At 52.9% G+C, this 16,405-nt stretch carries 13 protein-coding genes; all 13 read left to right on the top strand.

Features of this window, described 5'->3' with window-relative positions:
* The first annotated feature begins 6 nt into the window (after window positions 1-6).
* The 13 genes from LJ046_RS01220 to LJ046_RS01155 all read left to right on the top strand — a co-directional run bounded on the left by LJ046_RS01220 (window position 7) and on the right by LJ046_RS01155 (window position 16,376).
* Window positions 7-1,851 carry an ABC transporter ATP-binding protein gene (locus LJ046_RS01220; RefSeq protein ID WP_002879515.1) on the top strand — a complete coding sequence of 615 codons (1,845 nt, stop codon included), beginning with the start codon at window positions 7-9 and terminating at the stop codon, window positions 1,849-1,851.
* A 128-nt stretch (window positions 1,852-1,979) separates the two neighbouring features.
* Window positions 1,980-2,666 (top strand): response regulator transcription factor CroR, encoded by a 687-nt coding sequence (gene croR / locus LJ046_RS01215; protein ID WP_002879513.1) that lies wholly within the window; start codon window positions 1,980-1,982, stop codon window positions 2,664-2,666.
* On the top strand, window positions 2,656-3,864 hold the full coding sequence (locus LJ046_RS01210; protein WP_002879512.1) for a sensor histidine kinase: 1,209 nt from the start codon (window positions 2,656-2,658) through the stop codon (window positions 3,862-3,864). Before croR ends, LJ046_RS01210 begins: the two co-directional genes overlap by 11 nt.
* A gap of 36 nt (window positions 3,865-3,900) precedes the next feature.
* A complete protein-coding gene (locus LJ046_RS01205; RefSeq protein ID WP_002879511.1) occupies window positions 3,901-5,451 on the top strand; it encodes a UDP-N-acetylmuramoyl-L-alanyl-D-glutamate--2,6-diaminopimelate ligase in 1,551 nt (516 codons plus the stop codon).
* A gap of 13 nt (window positions 5,452-5,464) precedes the next feature.
* Window positions 5,465-6,214, top strand: a complete 750-nt coding sequence (locus LJ046_RS01200; protein WP_002879510.1) for an aspartate/glutamate racemase family protein — start codon at window positions 5,465-5,467, stop codon at window positions 6,212-6,214.
* 162 nt (window positions 6,215-6,376) lie between these two features.
* Window positions 6,377-7,126, top strand: coding sequence for a DeoR/GlpR family DNA-binding transcription regulator (locus tag LJ046_RS01190; protein WP_035176743.1), 750 nt, complete (start codon window positions 6,377-6,379; stop codon window positions 7,124-7,126).
* Window positions 7,126-8,040 carry a 1-phosphofructokinase gene (pfkB, locus tag LJ046_RS01185; RefSeq protein WP_002879506.1) on the top strand — a complete coding sequence of 305 codons (915 nt, stop codon included), beginning with the start codon at window positions 7,126-7,128 and terminating at the stop codon, window positions 8,038-8,040. The genes LJ046_RS01190 and pfkB overlap by 1 nt, the downstream gene beginning before the upstream one ends.
* Before the next feature lie 48 nt (window positions 8,041-8,088).
* Window positions 8,089-10,059: a PTS fructose transporter subunit IIABC gene (locus tag LJ046_RS01180; RefSeq protein ID WP_002879504.1), complete on the top strand. Its 1,971-nt coding sequence runs from the start codon at window positions 8,089-8,091 to the stop codon at window positions 10,057-10,059.
* A gap of 265 nt (window positions 10,060-10,324) precedes the next feature.
* Window positions 10,325-11,125, top strand: a complete 801-nt coding sequence (locus LJ046_RS01175) for an HAD family hydrolase (protein WP_002879503.1) — start codon at window positions 10,325-10,327, stop codon at window positions 11,123-11,125.
* 25 nt (window positions 11,126-11,150) lie between these two features.
* Window positions 11,151-11,804, top strand: coding sequence for a metal ABC transporter ATP-binding protein (locus LJ046_RS01170; protein ID WP_002879502.1), 654 nt, complete (start codon window positions 11,151-11,153; stop codon window positions 11,802-11,804).
* Complete coding sequence (locus LJ046_RS01165; protein WP_002879501.1) at window positions 11,804-12,601, top strand: metal ABC transporter permease; 798 nt, start codon at window positions 11,804-11,806, stop codon at window positions 12,599-12,601. The genes LJ046_RS01170 and LJ046_RS01165 overlap by 1 nt, the downstream gene beginning before the upstream one ends.
* 880 nt (window positions 12,602-13,481) lie before the next feature.
* On the top strand, window positions 13,482-15,020 hold the full coding sequence (locus tag LJ046_RS01160) for an L-lactate permease (RefSeq protein ID WP_035176742.1): 1,539 nt from the start codon (window positions 13,482-13,484) through the stop codon (window positions 15,018-15,020).
* A 129-nt stretch (window positions 15,021-15,149) separates the two neighbouring features.
* A complete protein-coding gene (locus LJ046_RS01155; RefSeq protein WP_002879498.1) occupies window positions 15,150-16,376 on the top strand; it encodes a lactate oxidase in 1,227 nt (408 codons plus the stop codon).
* Window positions 16,377-16,405 lie beyond the last annotated feature (29 nt).

Here is a 16,405-nt window from a genome sequence, read left to right as displayed (position 1 = left end):
TAATCGATGACTAAAAAACAAGCTCAGCAACCATCACAAATGCAGACCTTGACCCGCCTGCTGAAATACGTCTACCGGGTTAGCCCGGCGGCTTTGATCGTTTCCCTGGTCTCCGTGATCATCAGCGCGGCGGCTTCCGTTGTCGGCTCCTTGTTCATTGAACAGGTTATCGACCGCTACATCACGCCCATGCTCAAGCAAAAGAGCCCGGACTTTGGCCCCTTGGCTCACGCTGTTTTGCTCATGGCCGGCGTTTACGCCATCGGTCTGGTCGCCAACTACCTTTTCACCTTGCTGATGATGGTCTTGTCCCAGCAGGTGCAAAAGCAAATCAGAAATGAAATGTTTACCCACATGCAGCGGCTGCCGATAGCCTTTTTTGACCAGAACGAATACGGCGACATCATGTCCCGCTACACTAACGACATCGACACCTTGATGCAGATGATCTCCCAGGCCCTGCCGATGTTCGCTAACTCTGTCTTTTCAGTAGTCTTCGTTTTGGCGGGGATGTTCTATCTCAGCTGGCAATTGACCCTGGTTTCCCTGGTAGTGGTTCTCCTGTCCTTAGGCGTTGTCCGCTACTTGACCGGCAAGTCCAGCTACTACTTTGACCAGCAGCAGAAGACTATGGGCATGGTCAACGGCTACAACGAAGAAATGCTTAACGGCTTGAAGGTCATCAAGGTCTTCTCCCATGAACCGGAAGTCAAGGCCGACTTTGACCGCTACAATGACCAGCTGCGGATTGCCTCAGGTAAGGCCAACACCTATGCCACCATCTTGTTCCCAATCATGGGCAATATCGGCAACCTGCTCTATGTCTTGATCGCCTTGATCGGCGGGGCGGCAATCTTAGCCGGCAACATTCCGCTGACCTTGGGGGCTCTGGCTTCCTTCATGCAGCTGTCCAAGGCCTTCATCATGCCGATCGCTCAGATTTCCCAGCAGCTGAACGCCATCGTTCTGGCTATTGCCGGGGCCCGGCGTATTTTCCAGGTCCTGGATGAAAATGTTGAAGTTGACGACGGCCAGGTAACTATCGAAGAGAAGTCGGGCGTCAAGAATGCCTGGCAGTGGAAGCTGCCGACCGAAAACGGCTTTAAGTACGTGCCAGTCAAGGGTCACATCGTTTTTGACCACGTCAGCTTCGGCTATGTACCAGGCAAGCAGATCCTGCACGACATTTCCCTTGAAGCCAAGCCTGGCATGAAGGTGGCCCTGGTCGGGGAAACGGGGGCCGGGAAGACTACCATTTCCAACATGATCAACCGCTTCTATGAAATTAATTCCGGCACGATCACTTACGACGGGATCGATATCAAGGACATCAAGAAGGATGACCTCCGCAAGTCTGTTTCCATCGTCTTGCAGGAAACTCACATGTTTACCGGCACCATCATGGAAAACATCCGCTTCGGCCGGCCTGACGCTTCAGATGACGACGTCTACCAGGCAGCCCGCCTGGCCCGGGCCGACGAGTTCATCCATGACCTGGATGATGGCTATGAAACGGTGATCGACGGGGGCGGCGGTGACCTCTCTCAAGGGCAGCTGCAGCTGCTCTCCATTGCCCGGGCCATGATCGCTGACACTCCGGTTATGATCCTGGACGAAGCCACCAGTTCCATCGACACCCGGACTGAGCGCCTGGTGCAAGCCGGGATGGACAACCTTTTGGCTGGCCGGACCAGCTTCGTCATTGCCCACCGTCTGTCCACCATCGTCAACTCCGACTTGATCATAGTCCTGGACCACGGTCGGATCCTGGAAGCCGGCAACCACGACCAGCTTCTGGCCAAGCAGGGCTACTACTACGAGCTCTACACCGGCAAAAAAGAAATCCAATAAGAGCGAATCTTATGTTTTGCTAAAATCCAAGTCAGAGCGTACGTCAAAGTACGCTCTTTTTGGTATATTGGTTAAAATAAAAGGTACAATACAGGATAGATAAGTTTGGAATAGAAGAGGTTTTGCAAATGAAAATTCTCGTTGTCGATGATGACCACGAAATCGTGGAACTCTTAAGCATTTATTTGAAGAACGAAGGCTATGAGCCGATTGCCGCCTACAATGGCAAGGAAGCTTTGACCAAGCTCTCAACCACGCCAGATATCGCCTTGATGATTCTGGACGTGATGATGCCGAACCTGTCAGGCATCGATGTGGTCAAGGAAGTTCGCAAAGATTCTGACATTCCGATCATCATCGTCAGCGCCAAGACCGGCGACATGGATAAGATCCAGGGCTTGATCACCGGGGCCGACGACTACGTGTCCAAGCCTTTCAACCCCCTGGAAGTCATGGCCCGGGTCCGGTCCCTTTTGCGTCGCAGCCAGAAGCAGGTCAAGGAAGAGGAGCCTGACGTTTTGGAAGTCGGGCCTCTGATCATCAACAAGGACTCCCATGAGGTCAAGACGGTTGAAGGCAAGGAAATCCAACTGACAGCCCTGGAATTCGGCATTCTTTACCTTTTGGCCAGCCACCCCAACCGGGTCTTCTCAGCTGATGAGATCTTCGAGCGGGTTTGGCAGCAAGAGTCCATTGTCAGCGCCAAGACGGTCATGGTTCACGTTTCCCACTTGCGGGACAAGATCCAGAAGGCCACCGACGGAGAAGAAGTTATCAAGACTGTATGGGGTGTAGGTTACAAGGTTGAAGCCTAAGCAAGACAAAGAAAAACAAGTCGTCCAGGGCAAGCGGCCCCGAGTCAAGCTGACCGCGGCTGAGAAGAGCGAGCTTTTTGCTGAAGGCGTGGTGACGGTCATCATCATGCTGCTCTTGAACATGTCCGTCATCATCCTCTACCATTTGGCGGTCCTGCAGGACAAGAGCCTGGTCAACGGCATTTATTTTTTGAAAAAGACCATGACGATCGGACCGGGCTACCATATCTGGTCCTGGGAAAGAATCGGGATAATTTTGATGGGGATCGCTGACGTCATCGTCTTGTACTGGCGCTTAATCCGCCGCTACCACCAAATGCAGCTGCGGCACATCATTTCCGAATTGCACTATATTGCCAACGGCCACTTTGACCACCGGATTTCCTTCAGCGTCAACAACGACATGCAGAAGGTGATCGATTCCATCAACTCCCTGGTCGACTCAACCGTGGGGGCGATCAATGAAGAAAAGGCGATCGAGCAGTCGAAAGACGAACTGATCACCAATGTTTCCCACGATATCCGGACCCCTTTGACCAGCATCATCGGCTACCTGGGCCTGCTGAAGAACGGGGCCGTGACCAGCCAGGAGGACATGCTCAAGTACATCAATATCGCCTATGACAAGGCTGAGCAGATGAGGTCCCTGGCCAATGACCTTTTCGAGTACACCACCTTGAAGTCGACCAAGACCAAGCTGAACGTGACCCCGATCAATATCAAGGGCATGATGGAGCAGGTGGCGGCCGGCTTTGAGCTAGAAGCGGAGAAGAAGGGCATTGCCTTTAGCGTCAAGGCCCGGCCGGATGATTTGATCGTCAACGCCGACGTGGAAAAGCTGGTCCGGGTCTACAACAACTTGATCTCCAATGCCTTAAAGTACGCGGCTGGGGCCAGCCGGATCAACCTGGTGGCCAACCTGATCAACCACGAGCAGGTTGAGCTGCGGGTTGAGAATAACGGGGAACCGATTCCCAAGGACAAATTGAAGAAGATTTTTGACCGCTTCTACCGGGTGGAAAGCTCGCGCAATACCAAGACCGGGGGCACGGGCTTAGGCCTGTCCATCGTCCAGGGGGCCGTCGAGCTGCACGGGGGGACGATCCGCTGTGAATCAAACAAGGATTGGACCAGTTTCATCATTCTCTTGCCCCGGGATCCCCAGGCAAATAACTTTGCTCTTAGACCTGTGGTATAATTTGAATTGAATCTTAATTGACAGTGAGGAGTAAAAATGAGCATCTCATTAAACACCTGTATTTTAATCTTAAAAGAACACCACCTACTCAAGTCCAGTGCCGTCCAGGACACTGTCCAGACCAGAATGGAGGCTGTTTCTTATGACTCACGCGATGTCCAGAACAACAGCCTCTTCTTCTGCAAGGGGGCGGGCTTCCGGCCAACCTACCTGACCATGGCCAAGGAAAACGGGGCAATTGCCTACGTGGCTGAGCAGCCATACCCGGAAGGCACGGGGATGCACGCCTTGATCGTCCGCAACGTGTCCAAGGCGATGGCCCTTTTGTCATCTGCCTTCTACAGCTTCCCGCAAGACGACCTCTTCCTGGTTGGCTTTACCGGGACTAAGGGCAAGACCACTTCCGCCTACTTCTTAAAGGGGATGCTGGACCAGCTCAACGGGGGCCGGACTGCTCTTTTGTCCTCAGTCGACAACATCCTCGGGCTGTCTCCGGAAGACACCTTCAAGTCCAGCCTGACCACGCCGGAATCACTGGACTTGTTCAGAGACATGCGGCGGGCAGTTGACAACGGCATGACCCACATGGTTATGGAAGTGTCATCCCAAGCCTACAAGAAGAACCGGGTCTTTGGCCTGACCTACGACCTGGGCTTCTTCCTGAACATCACCCCGGACCACATCGGGGTCAACGAGCACCCGAACTTTGAGGACTACCTCCACTGCAAGCTGCAGCTTTTGGTTAACTCCCGCAAGTGCATCATCAACGCGGAAACCGACCGTTTCGCTGATGTTTACGCGGCAGCAACGACCACGACCAACCCGGACAGCATCTACCTGTTTGCCCGGGACGGCTTTGAAAACCCGGATCTGAAGAAGCCGATCGACTTCCGCTACAAGTCCGTGGAAACTGACCTGGCTGAAACCAAGTTCATCTTGACTACGGCTTCAAGCAAGGCCCACAAGCTGCCAATCTCTGGTGAATACACTCTGCAGATGATCGGCGACTTCAACGAAACCAACGCTACCGGCGCCATCATCGGGGCTGGCCTAGCCGGGATGAGCTATGAAGACTGCGCCAAGGGGATCCGGCACGTGACCATCCCAGGCCGGATGGAAACCGTCACGACCCAAAAGCACGGCTTGATTGTGGTGGACTATGCCCACAACAAGGCCTCGATGCTGGCCTTGATGCGGTTCATGCGCCGGGAATTCACCAACCCCCGGATTATCGTCGTGGTCGGCGCGCCTGGGGACAAGGGAATTTCCCGCCGGCCGGGCTTCAGTGAAAGCTTGACGGCGGAAGCTGACAAGGCCTACCTGACCACGGACGACCCTGGCTTTGAAAATGCCCAGGACATCTGCGAGGAAATCGATGCCGGGATCGACCACTCCAAGTGTGAAACGGTTATCGAACTGGACCGGGAGAAGGCCATCAAGGAAGCCATTTCCGAAGCTGGCCCGAACGACGTGGTCCTGCTCTGCGGCAAGGGGGCTGACGCCTTCCAGAAGATCCGCGGGGTAGACACCCCATATGCCGGCGATATTGTTATCGCCCGGCAGGTGGTCCAGGAATTAGAAAAGTAAGGATTGATATTTAGTGAAGCATTTCTTTAGCATTATTGGCGGGATGGGGACCATTGCGACCGAAAGCTATGTCCGCTTGATCAACCACCGGGTCAAGATCAGCAAGGACCAGGACTACTTGAACTACATCCTGGTCAATGATGCCCAGGTGCCAGATCGGACGGCCTACATCAAGGACCACAGCCAGCCGAATTTTTTCAATGCGCTTAAAGAAGATGTTTTAGGCCAGGCCAAGCTGGGGCCGGACTTCATGGTCATGCCCTGCAACACGGCCCACTACTTTTATGACGACCTGGCGGCCTTGACCGACATTCCCTTCCTGCACATGATGCGGATTGCCGTGCACCAATATGTCGACCAGTTCCCAAACAGTCCCAAGATCGGCTTGATCGCGACTGAAGGGTCAATTTACGACCACCTTTATGAAGACGAGATCCACCGGGTGGGACGGGAAGTCGAATTCGGCGGTCCCGAGATCCAGCCGATGGTGACGGAATTGATCTACCGGGACATCAAGGAGAAGGGGATCGTCGACAAGGAGCTCTACCATGAGATCCTCCGCAAGATGCACGACGAATATGGCTGCGACGTGATCCTGCTGGGCTGCACGGAACTTTCCTTAGCCCAGGAGCAGTCGCCGGACCACCCCTACCAGGTTATCGACCCCCAGTCGATCATCGCTGACGTGTCGATCGAACTGGCTCTGGCGATCAGGAACGGGCAAGATCCCCGCCAGGCCTGTCAGAAATATCTATATGACTAAATAAAAGAACAGGGTTTCCTGGTCTTTTTTGCTTGCCTGGCTAATTTTAAGTATGTTTCTGTCAAAAAAAGTCAATTTTTTAGGAAAATCGCTCATTTTTGACGAAAAATGATTGCTTTTGACTGAGAAAGCCTTCACAATAGATAACGAGGTAAGATAAAGATGCTGACGGAAGAGCGGCAACAAATGATTGCCCATTATGTAGATGAACATCAGATTTGCCGCGTAACGGAACTTTGCCGCTTGACCTCGACATCCGAGTCGACGATCAGACGCGATCTGAGTGAAATGGAAGACCGGGGTCTGCTTAAACGGGTCCACGGCGGAGCGCAGAGCCTGCAAACTTTTGGCCAGGATGTGGCCCAGCAGATCCGCTTCAATCTGAACAGGGATGACAAGCTGGCTATTGCCCGCCTGGCCGCCAGGAAGGTCCACCCGCACGACTATCTCTTTTTAGACGCGGGGACGACCATTTATGAAATGGTTCCCTTTTTAAAAGAGATCAGCGGCCTGCACGTGGTGACCAACGGGCTGGAAACGGCCCTGGCCTTGACTGACGCTGGAATTGACTGCTGCCTTTTAGGCGGCCATGTCAAGCGGCAGACCCACGCGGCCATTGGCGCGACCACTGTCTCCCGCCTGCAGGAGCTGAACTTCAACGCGGCTTTCATTGGGGCCAACGCCCTGAGCCCGGCCGGCTTTTTAACCACACCGGACACTGAGGAAGCTGCCGTGAAAAGGACGGCTATCCAGCAAAGCCAGCAGGCTTTCGTTTTAATCGACCGCAGCAAATTTAACGCGGTAACTTTTGCCGAATTCGCCAAGACCGACCAGGTGACCATCATCAGCCGCCTGGAGGCTGGCGACCGGGAGAAATTGCCAGTAAATATTCAACTTGAGGAGGCTAAATAATGATTTACACCGTGACTGTCAACCCAGCTTTGGACTACGTTCTGCAACTGCCAGAAGTCAAGGACGGGGAGACCAACCGGTCAAGCGACACCCAGTTCTTAGCTGGGGGCAAGGGGATCAACGTTTCCCAGATTCTTAACCAATTAGGCGTGGACAACACTGCCTGGGGCTTTGTCGGCGGCTTTACCGGCGAAGAATTGATCCGCCAATTGAACGTCAAGAAGATCAGCAGCGACTTCGTAAGAATCAGCGACGACACCCGGGTGAACGTTAAGATCCATGCCCAGGAAGAAACTGAAATAAACGCGGCTGGCCCGGACATTACCGACCAGGAAGTCGCAGCCTTCAAGTCCCGCCTGGACGACCTGGAAGCAGGCGATGTCGTTGTTTTGAGCGGCAGCCTGGCTCCAAGCCTGCCAACGGACTTCTACGAAAGCCTTTTGCCGCTGATCCGGGAAAAGGGGGCGGAATTCGTCGTTGATACGACTGGCGAAGCCCTGCTGCGTACTTTGAAGTTCAATCCATTGGTTATCAAGCCAAACCACCACGAACTGGCTGACCTTTTTGACACCAGCTTCTCATCAACTGCCGACATGCTGGAAGCAGCCAAGAAGTTGCAGAAGCTGGGCGCGCAAAACGTCATGATCTCCATGGCTGGCGAAGGTGCTTACCTGGTAACTGCTGACCACGTCTACCACGCCAACGCGGCCACGGGCACGGCGGTCAACTCCGTTGGCGCCGGGGACTCCATGATTGCCGGTTTCGTCGGCACCTGGTTTGAAAAGCACGACGCGGCTGAAGGCCTCCGGGTCGGTAGCGCCTGCGGCGGGGCAACGGCTTTCACTGAAGACATCGCGGTTAAGAGCCAAATCGACGCCGTTTTGCCGCAAATCAAGATCGACGTCGTTGAATAAAGGGAATAAGAAGTAACAAAGTATTTTTTAGTAACTGAGGAGAACAAGATGCGGATTAAAGACATTTTGAGCCCAGAGTCGATGATTATGGACTTGCAGGCTACCACCAAGGAAGAAGCCATCAACGAAATGGCCGACTTGGAAGTAGCTACGGGCGTCGTCAACAACAAGGAAAAGTTCGTTGAATCCATCTGGGCCCGGGAAAAGGAATCCACTACCGGGATCGGTGGCGGGATTGCCATGCCTCACGCCAGAAACGAATACATTAACAAGGCTCGGGTGCTTTTTGCCAAGAGTGAAAAAGGCGTGGACTTCGATTCATTAGACCAGCAGCCAGTCTACCTCTTCTTCATGATCACTGCCCCAGCCGGTGCGGACAACACCCACTTGCAAGCCCTGGCTAAGCTGAGCAGCCTCTTGATCAACCCTGACCTGGTTGAAAAGCTGAAGGCAGCTAAGACGGCTGACGAAGTTATCGACCTCTTCAGCCAGGCAGAAGCTGACAAGGACAAGGAAGACGCTGAACGCGAAGCCGAGCTGGCCGCTAAGAAGGAAGCAGAAGCTAAGGCAGCTAGTGACGAAAAGCCATTGATCGTCGGCGTTACTGCCTGCATCAACGGGATCGCCCACACTTACATGGCTGAAGAAGCCCTGATCAAGGCCGGTAAAAAGCGCGGCGTTGAAGTCCGGATTGAAACCAACGGTTCAGAAGGCGTTAAGCACGAACTGACTGCTGACGAAATCAAGCGGGCTAAGGGTGTTATCATCGCTTCCGACAAGCAGGTCAAGATGGCCCGCTTTGACGGCAAGCAACTGGTCAAGCACCCAGTTGTTGACGGGATCAACAAGCCAGACCAACTGATTGACGAGATCCTGTCCGGCAAGGGCAGCGTTTACCATGCAGAAGCTGGTGAAGCCAGTGAAAGCTCAGCTGCAAGCGACGGCAGCGTATGGTCAACCATCTACCGGCACTTGATGAGCGGTATTTCCCACATGCTTCCGTTCGTTATCGGTGGCGGTATCTTGATGGCCATCTCCTTCCTGGTTGAACAATACATGGGTGGCGCCAAGAGCCCGGCCTTCATCTTCTTGAACAGTGCTGGTAACCTGGCCTTCGCCTTCATGGTTCCGGTTCTGGCCGGCTACATCGCTGAATCAATCGGTGACCTGCCAGCCTTGATGCCAGGTTTCGTCGGTGGTTTCATGGCCTCAATCGCCAACTCTTCCTTGGGTGGCTCTTACGCTGTTAACGCCGACGTCAAGGCTGCTTCACCAGCCGGCTTCCTGGGCGGGATTGCCATCGGTTTCATCGCCGGTTACCTGATCTTGGGCCTCAAGAAGCTCTTCGCTAAGCTGCCGAAGAACGTTGAAGGTATGAAGCCAATGTTGCTCTACCCAATCTTTGGTCTGCTCTTAGTAGCCTTGATCATGTACTACATCATCAACCCGGTCTTCGGTGCCTTGAACGGGGTTATCACTAACTTCTTGAACGGCATGGGCACTGGCAACCTGGTTCTCTTGACCATGATCCTGGCCGGCATGATGAGTATCGACATGGGTGGTCCTTTCAACAAGGCCGCTTACGTCTTCGCTTCAGGTGCCTTCGCCAACGACCCGACTTCCAAGACCTCAGCTATCTTGATGGCTGCCGTTATGGTTGGTGGTATGGTAGCACCATTCGCGACTGCTATCGCGACTACTTTCTTCAAGAACAAGTTTACCGAAGATGAACGCCGGGCCGGTGTTTCCAACTGGATCCTGGGCTTCTCCTTCATCACTGAAGGGGCTATCCCATTCGCCAGTGCTGACCCGCTGCACGTTATCGTTTCATCAATCGTCGGCAGTGCTGTCGGCGGGGCCCTGGTGGGTCTGTGGCATGTCGGCGTGCCAGCACCTCACGGTGGTTTCTGGGTTATCGCTTTGTCCAGCAACTGGCTGGGCTACCTGGGCGCCGTAGCTGTCGGCTCAATCGTAGCTGCTTTGATGATGGGCTTCTGGAAGAAACCAATTGAAAAGTAAACAAATAAGTTAAAATGCAAAACAGGAGGGGATTAAGTCCCTCCTGTTTTTGTGTTTAGCCCTAAATTTTCTTTTTAGAAAAAATACTGGCATTCTCCTGGAAGATTTGTTATACTCTACTGTTACAGATTTTTTAAATGCGGACAAAAAGCAAGTAATAGCGGGCAAAATTCTGTAAGATAGATAGTGGAAAAAGCAAAAGAAAGCAAAAGTTTTATACTTACTGAAAAATGAGACGATTTATTACGAGAATGGAGCAGAAAAGATGATCAAGTTAATCGCGACCGACATGGATGGTACCTGGCTCAACTCCAAGAAGGAGTACGACCTGGACAAGTTCAAGCAAATCATGGACCTAGCCAGGGAAAAGGGGGTCAAGTTCGTCATCGCCAGCGGCAACCAGTATGAAAACCTGGTTACCCGTTTTCCAAAAGAATACCTCAGCCAGCTCTACTTCGTGGCTGAAAACGGGGCCTATGTCTTGAAGGGGCGGGAAATCCTCAACATCGTGGACTTAAACAGCGATGAACTGGCCATGATCCACGAGATCAAGGAAAAGTACGGCCAGGACCACCCGACTGTCTTGGCCGGGGTGAATAGCGCCTACACCTTGCAGAGCTACGGGGAAGAGTTTTACAACTACCTCCACCTTTTTTACCAGGAACTGAAAGCCGTGGACAACTACGAAAGCGTCAAGGACCGGATCTTCAAGTTCACTGTGGCGACCGGGGAAGGGGAATCATCAGCCTTTGCTCAGCAGCTCAAGCGGGAATTCCCGAGCCTGGACATGGTGGCCGGCAGCGACTCAGCCGTTGACATCAGCAAGCTGGGCATGAACAAGGCGGTAGGCCTCAAGCTTTTGGGCAAGCGCTACGGGATCCCGGCTGACGAAATGGTGGCCTTCGGCGACGGGGGCAACGACGTGGCCATGCTCCAATACGTGGGCCAGAGCTACGCGACAGCTACGGCTTTGCCGGAAGCCAAGCGGGCGGCTAACGGGATTATCGGCTCAAGCGATGAAAGTGCAGTCCAGGACAAGGTCCTGGACTTGCTGAAGAAGCTATAGAGAGACTGAGACTAGAGGTAAGTAAATGAGTAAAGTTTTGCAGGTCGTGGACTTGAGCATGAAGTTCGACGACCAGGAGATTTTTAAAAAGCTCAATTTCAGCTTGGAGACCGGGTCCATGACGGCTCTTTTGGGCCCTAACGGGGCCGGGAAGACCACCCTGGTCAGAATACTGATAGGGATGCTGAGTCCCAGCCACGGCTATTTTGAGCTGGCTGACGACGTAAAGGTGGGCTATGTGCCTCAGTTCCGCAATATTGACCCGGACTATCCCTTGTCAATCAAGTCTTTTATCGAATTAAACACGCCTTTTTGGAAGAGCCAGAAGGTTAAGGACCAGGTCAACAATATTTTGCAGGAGACCCACTTGAAAGGCCTGGCGGACACCAGGATGGGGGAGGCTTCCGGCGGGCAGAAGCAGCGGGCCTACCTGGCCCAGGCCCTCTTGGACCAGCCGAACTTCATCATTTTGGATGAAGCCACGGCCAGCCTGGACCCTAAGGCCAAGGAAGAATTGATGAGCCTAATCGCCCACCTCAACCATGAACACAAGATGACGGTCTTGTTCGTCACCCACGACATTCCTTTGGCCAAGCGCTATATGAAGGACTATCTTTACTTAAGCGACGGGACGGTCAGCCAGGGGAAGATGGAAGATTTTAAGGAGAGTTTCAACTGATGTTTGCCTACGAATTCATGCGCAATGCTTTTTGGGCGGCCACCTTTATCGCGATTACCTGCGGGGTGGTGGGCGTCTATGTCGTGGCCCGCAATTTCAGTTTCCTGGCCCACACCCTGTCGGAAATCGGCTTTGCCGGGGCGGCTTTTGCCGTTTTGATGGGACTGAAGCCTTTGACGGGGATGCTGATTTTTGCCCTCCTGGGTTCAATCGGGGTCGGGGAATTGTCCATGCAGACTGAGCAGAAGGAGTCGTCGATTTCCGCGATTTCCGCCTTCTTCGTCGGCCTGGGGATCCTCTTTTTGTCCCTGTCCAGCTCAGCCAGCAGCTACGCGACCAACATTTTGTTCGGGTCCATTATCGGGGTGTCCAGATCCAGCGTCTATCAGCTGGTCGGCCTGTCAGTGGTTGTCTTATTGATCATTTTTGCCATCCAGCGGCCCCTAAACTATGATTCCTTTGATCATATCGGGGCAGCGGCCCACCACATCAATACCGGCTTTGTCGGGGTGGTCTTCCTGGTGGCTTTGGCCATGGCGGTTTCCATTGGCTCCCAGGTGGTCGGGTCCATGCTGGTCTTTGTCCTTTTGACCATGCCATCATCAACGGCCCGTTATTTGGGCAAGTCGATTCCGAGCATGCTGGCCTGGTCGGTCGGCCTGGCCCTGTTGGGGGTCTGGGCCGGGCTGTGCTTGGGCTACATCACCAACTGGCCGGTAACCTTTTTCATTTCTGTAATTGAGGTAACGGCTTACCTGCTGGTTTACTTCACCCAAGCCAGAAAGAAGCGGGCGTAGTCAAATATGGAATTTTAGGAGCTCTTGAGCTCCTTTTCTTTTGCCTAAAATTGTATTTTTCTATGCAATACTGGGCTTGAGAGCATTTTTTGCCAGTTAAGCATACAGAGTTTTTATCAAAAAGGGGGAAGTAAAAATGATCTAATCTACTGCGCTAACTGCGGCGCCAGCAAGGCACACTATGCCAAGGATAAGCAAATCGTGCAGCCTCTCCAGGAATACTAAGACCAAGGCAAGCAGCGAAGACGCTTTAGACCTTCTCCAGGCAAGGCAAGCAGCGAAGACGCTTTAGACCTTCTCCAGGACATCTGGGATGACAATGGCAGCGAAGACTGGGTCAACGGCAGCAATACCGGCTACCTCAGCATCAAGAAGCTGCACGACAACTGGGACGACTCTGACTCAGTCGCTAATTACAACGAAGTCGTCAGCGTCCTGTCTACCAGTTCGGCCAGCAGCGGCAAGACTTACGTCAACTACACGGTCACCCACAAGCTCTCTTACACCGGTGACACCGGTGACAAGGATGACACTAGCGTGACTGACACTTACCAAAACGGGATCATCAGCCAGGACAGTGACGGCGACTACGTTTTGGAAAAATTAGGTACGCCTAACGCTAAATAGCAAAATTTTTTAAATCTTTTTTGACGATCAATAGAGGCAACCTTGTTAACAAACAAGTTTGTGAAAAAATATATAGAGCCCCGCAATAGCGGGGCTTTTTTGGATCTTTCTTTTAGCAAACAAAAATATTGTGAAATAAGTTCAAGTACAAGCGCTAATATATCAACGTTTTAAAGCAAAATTCACATGACTTTTTAAGCGCTTTCATGTACAATAATCCTTGTGAAAAATACTTATAGAAGGAGTTATCTGAATATGGGTTAAATTCATTTTTGCCTTGATCCCGATCGTCTGGATGATCATCTCTCTGACAGCCTTGAAGATGCCTGCGGCCAAGGCAGCCGTTATTTCTCTTATCCTGGCAATCATTTTGGCCATTACTGCCTTCCAGTTGCCAGTCGTTGACACTTTGACCGGGACCTTGGAAGGGATCCTGGGCGGCCTGTTCTCGATTGTCTACATCATCGTGGCCGCCATGTTCACCTCCAAGGTAACTTTTAAATCCGGCGCCATGCAAAAAATCCAGGACATGCTCTGTGGTCTGACGACCGACAAGCGGGTCCTGGTCCTCTTGATCGCCTGGGGCTTCGGGGGCTTCCTGGAAGCCATCGCCGGCTTCGGGACCGCTGTTGCCATCCCGGCCAGCATCTTGATGACCTTCGGGATCAACCCGATTGAAGCTTCCGTTATCTGCCTGGTGGCCAACACCACTCCAACTGCCTTCGGGGCGGTCGGCCTGCCAGTCATCACCTTGGCCCAGACTGCCGGCCTGGACGTGATGAACATGGCCTTCGTGGTATCTCTGCAGCTGAGCGTTTTGATCCTGGTTATCCCTTACATCTTGGTTGGCCTGGTCGGCGGGGGCGTCAAGGCTATCAAGGGGGTAGGCTTCATTACCTTCATGTCTGGTCTGGCTTTTGCCTTGCCGCAAATCTTAGTGGCTAAGTACGTTGGGGCGGAATTGCCAGCCATCGCCGGTTCCATCGTCTGCATCCTGGTTACGGCCCTCTTGGCCAAGCGGCACAAGGACGTGCCGGAATACTCCGCTTCTACCGGGGACATTGCCAAGCACTCAGCTGGTGAACTGCTGCAAGCCTGCGCGCCATTCATCTTAGTTTTCGTCTTCGTTTTGGCCGCTTCATCCTTGTTCCCAGCCGTTAACAGCCTGCTCAACTCCGCGACTTTGAAGTTCCAGGTTTACACTGGCAAAAATGCTGGTCAGTTCAGCCTCAACTGGCTGTCTTCACCAGGGACCTTGATCTTGTTGGCTACCTTCATCGGGGCCATGATCCAGGGCTTGAGCGTTAAGGAAACTTTTGGAATCCTCTGGAACCTGATTAAGGGGATCGGCAAGACGGCGGTGACTATTTCCGCTATCGTGGCCCTGGCTAAGGTTATGGGCTATGCCGGCATGACCAGTGCCATCGCGGTTGTTTTGGTCAAGGTCATGGGTCCGGTTTACCCATTGATCGCGCCAATCATCGGTGCCCTGGGGACTTTCGTGACGGGGTCAGACACCAGTTCCAACATCCTTTTCGCCAAATTGCAGGCCTCAGCTGCCCGAAGCCTGGGCGTGAGTCAGACTTGGGTCGTGGCCAACAACATGGTCGGGGCTACTGCCGGGAAGATGATTTCCCCGCAATCCATCACGGTTGCGTCTACCGCTATCGGCCAGGAAGGCAGCGAAGGCACGATCTTGAAGCAGGCCTTCAAGTGGTGCGGGATCTACACTGCAATCATCTGTATCTTCCTGTACCTGGTCGGCTTGGCTACGGGACAGCTGCACTTCTAGTACTTCTAATTTTTTGAGCAGATTCTAAAAAGCAAAAGATTGGCCCAAAAGTAAGCGATTAAATGCTATGATAATCCTTGTAAGTTAACAGTAATTGATAGTAATTTTTTAATGATTGAGGAGATTTCCATGACACATTACATCAAGGGCTTCCCGCAAAGCGAAGCAGATGAAGACTTAAAATTTGTTAACGTTGATGAGCTTGAAGAAAAGGCCAAGGAAGTAATGCCGGAAGGGGCTTACTACTACGTAGCTTCAGGTTCAGAATATGAATGGACTTGGAGAAACAACACTACTGCCTTCAACCACTACCAGATTGTTCCCCGGGCCTTGACCGGGATGGACAACCCGTCAACTGAAACTGAATTCCTGGGCATGAAGCTGAAGACGCCGATCATGATCTCACCAATCGCTTGTCATGGGATCTCCCACGCTGACGCTGAAGTTGCTACCCAAAAGGCGGCAGCTTTGGCTGGGGCCATGTTTACTTCCAGCACTTACGGCAACAAGCCGGTTGAAGAAATCGCTGCCGCTGCGCCAGATGCTCCGCGGATGTTCCAGCTTTACCTTTCAAAGAACTGGGACTTCAACAATATGGTCTTTGACGCGATCAACGCTGCTGGCTACAAGGCAATCCTGTTGACGGTTGACGCTTTGGTATCAGGCTACCGGGAAGCCAACCTGCGGACCAACTTTGCCTTCCCGGTACCGCTGGACTTCTTCACCCGTTTCCAAGGCGCCAAGGGCGAAGGGCAAACGGTTGCGCAAATGTACGCTTCCAGCGCCCAGAACATCGGTCCGGATGACATCAAGCGGATCAAGGAAATGTCCGGCTTGCCAGTCATCGTTAAGGGTGTCAACTGTGCTGAAGACGTTGAAGTTGCTTTGACTGCCGGCGCAGACGGCGTTTACGTGACTAACCACGGTGGCCGGGAAATCGACGGTGCTCCTGCAACTATCGATGTATTGCCAGAAGTTGTTGAAGCAGTCAACGGCCGCTGCCCGGTTATCTTCGACGGTGGTGTCCGCCGGGGCTCCCATGTCTTCAAGGCTTTGGCTTTAGGGGCTGACCTAGTTGGTATTGGCCGTCCTTACCTTTACGGCCTGGCTTTGGGTGGCCCGCACGGGGTTGCTTCAGTCATCAACGAATTGAACGATGAATTGAAGATCGACATGCAACTGACTGGCTGCAAGACTATTGAAGACGTTAAGCACGCCCGCTTGACTGACTTCCAGTACGCTGGCGACACTAAGCCATCCAGCACTGACCCGCGGGTACGCAAGCCATACCCAGTTACCGCGGTCAACCAAATCAAGTCTGAACCAGACGCGGCTACTGGTGCTTCACACCACTAAGATTGAACATGTGTCAAGTTTAATAGCAA

The sequence above is a fragment of the Lactobacillus delbrueckii subsp. jakobsenii ZN7a-9 = DSM 26046 genome, from assembly GCF_001888925.1.
Lineage (GTDB): Bacteria > Bacillota > Bacilli > Lactobacillales > Lactobacillaceae > Lactobacillus > Lactobacillus delbrueckii.
This window is presented reverse-complemented; position numbering and strand designations above follow the sequence as displayed.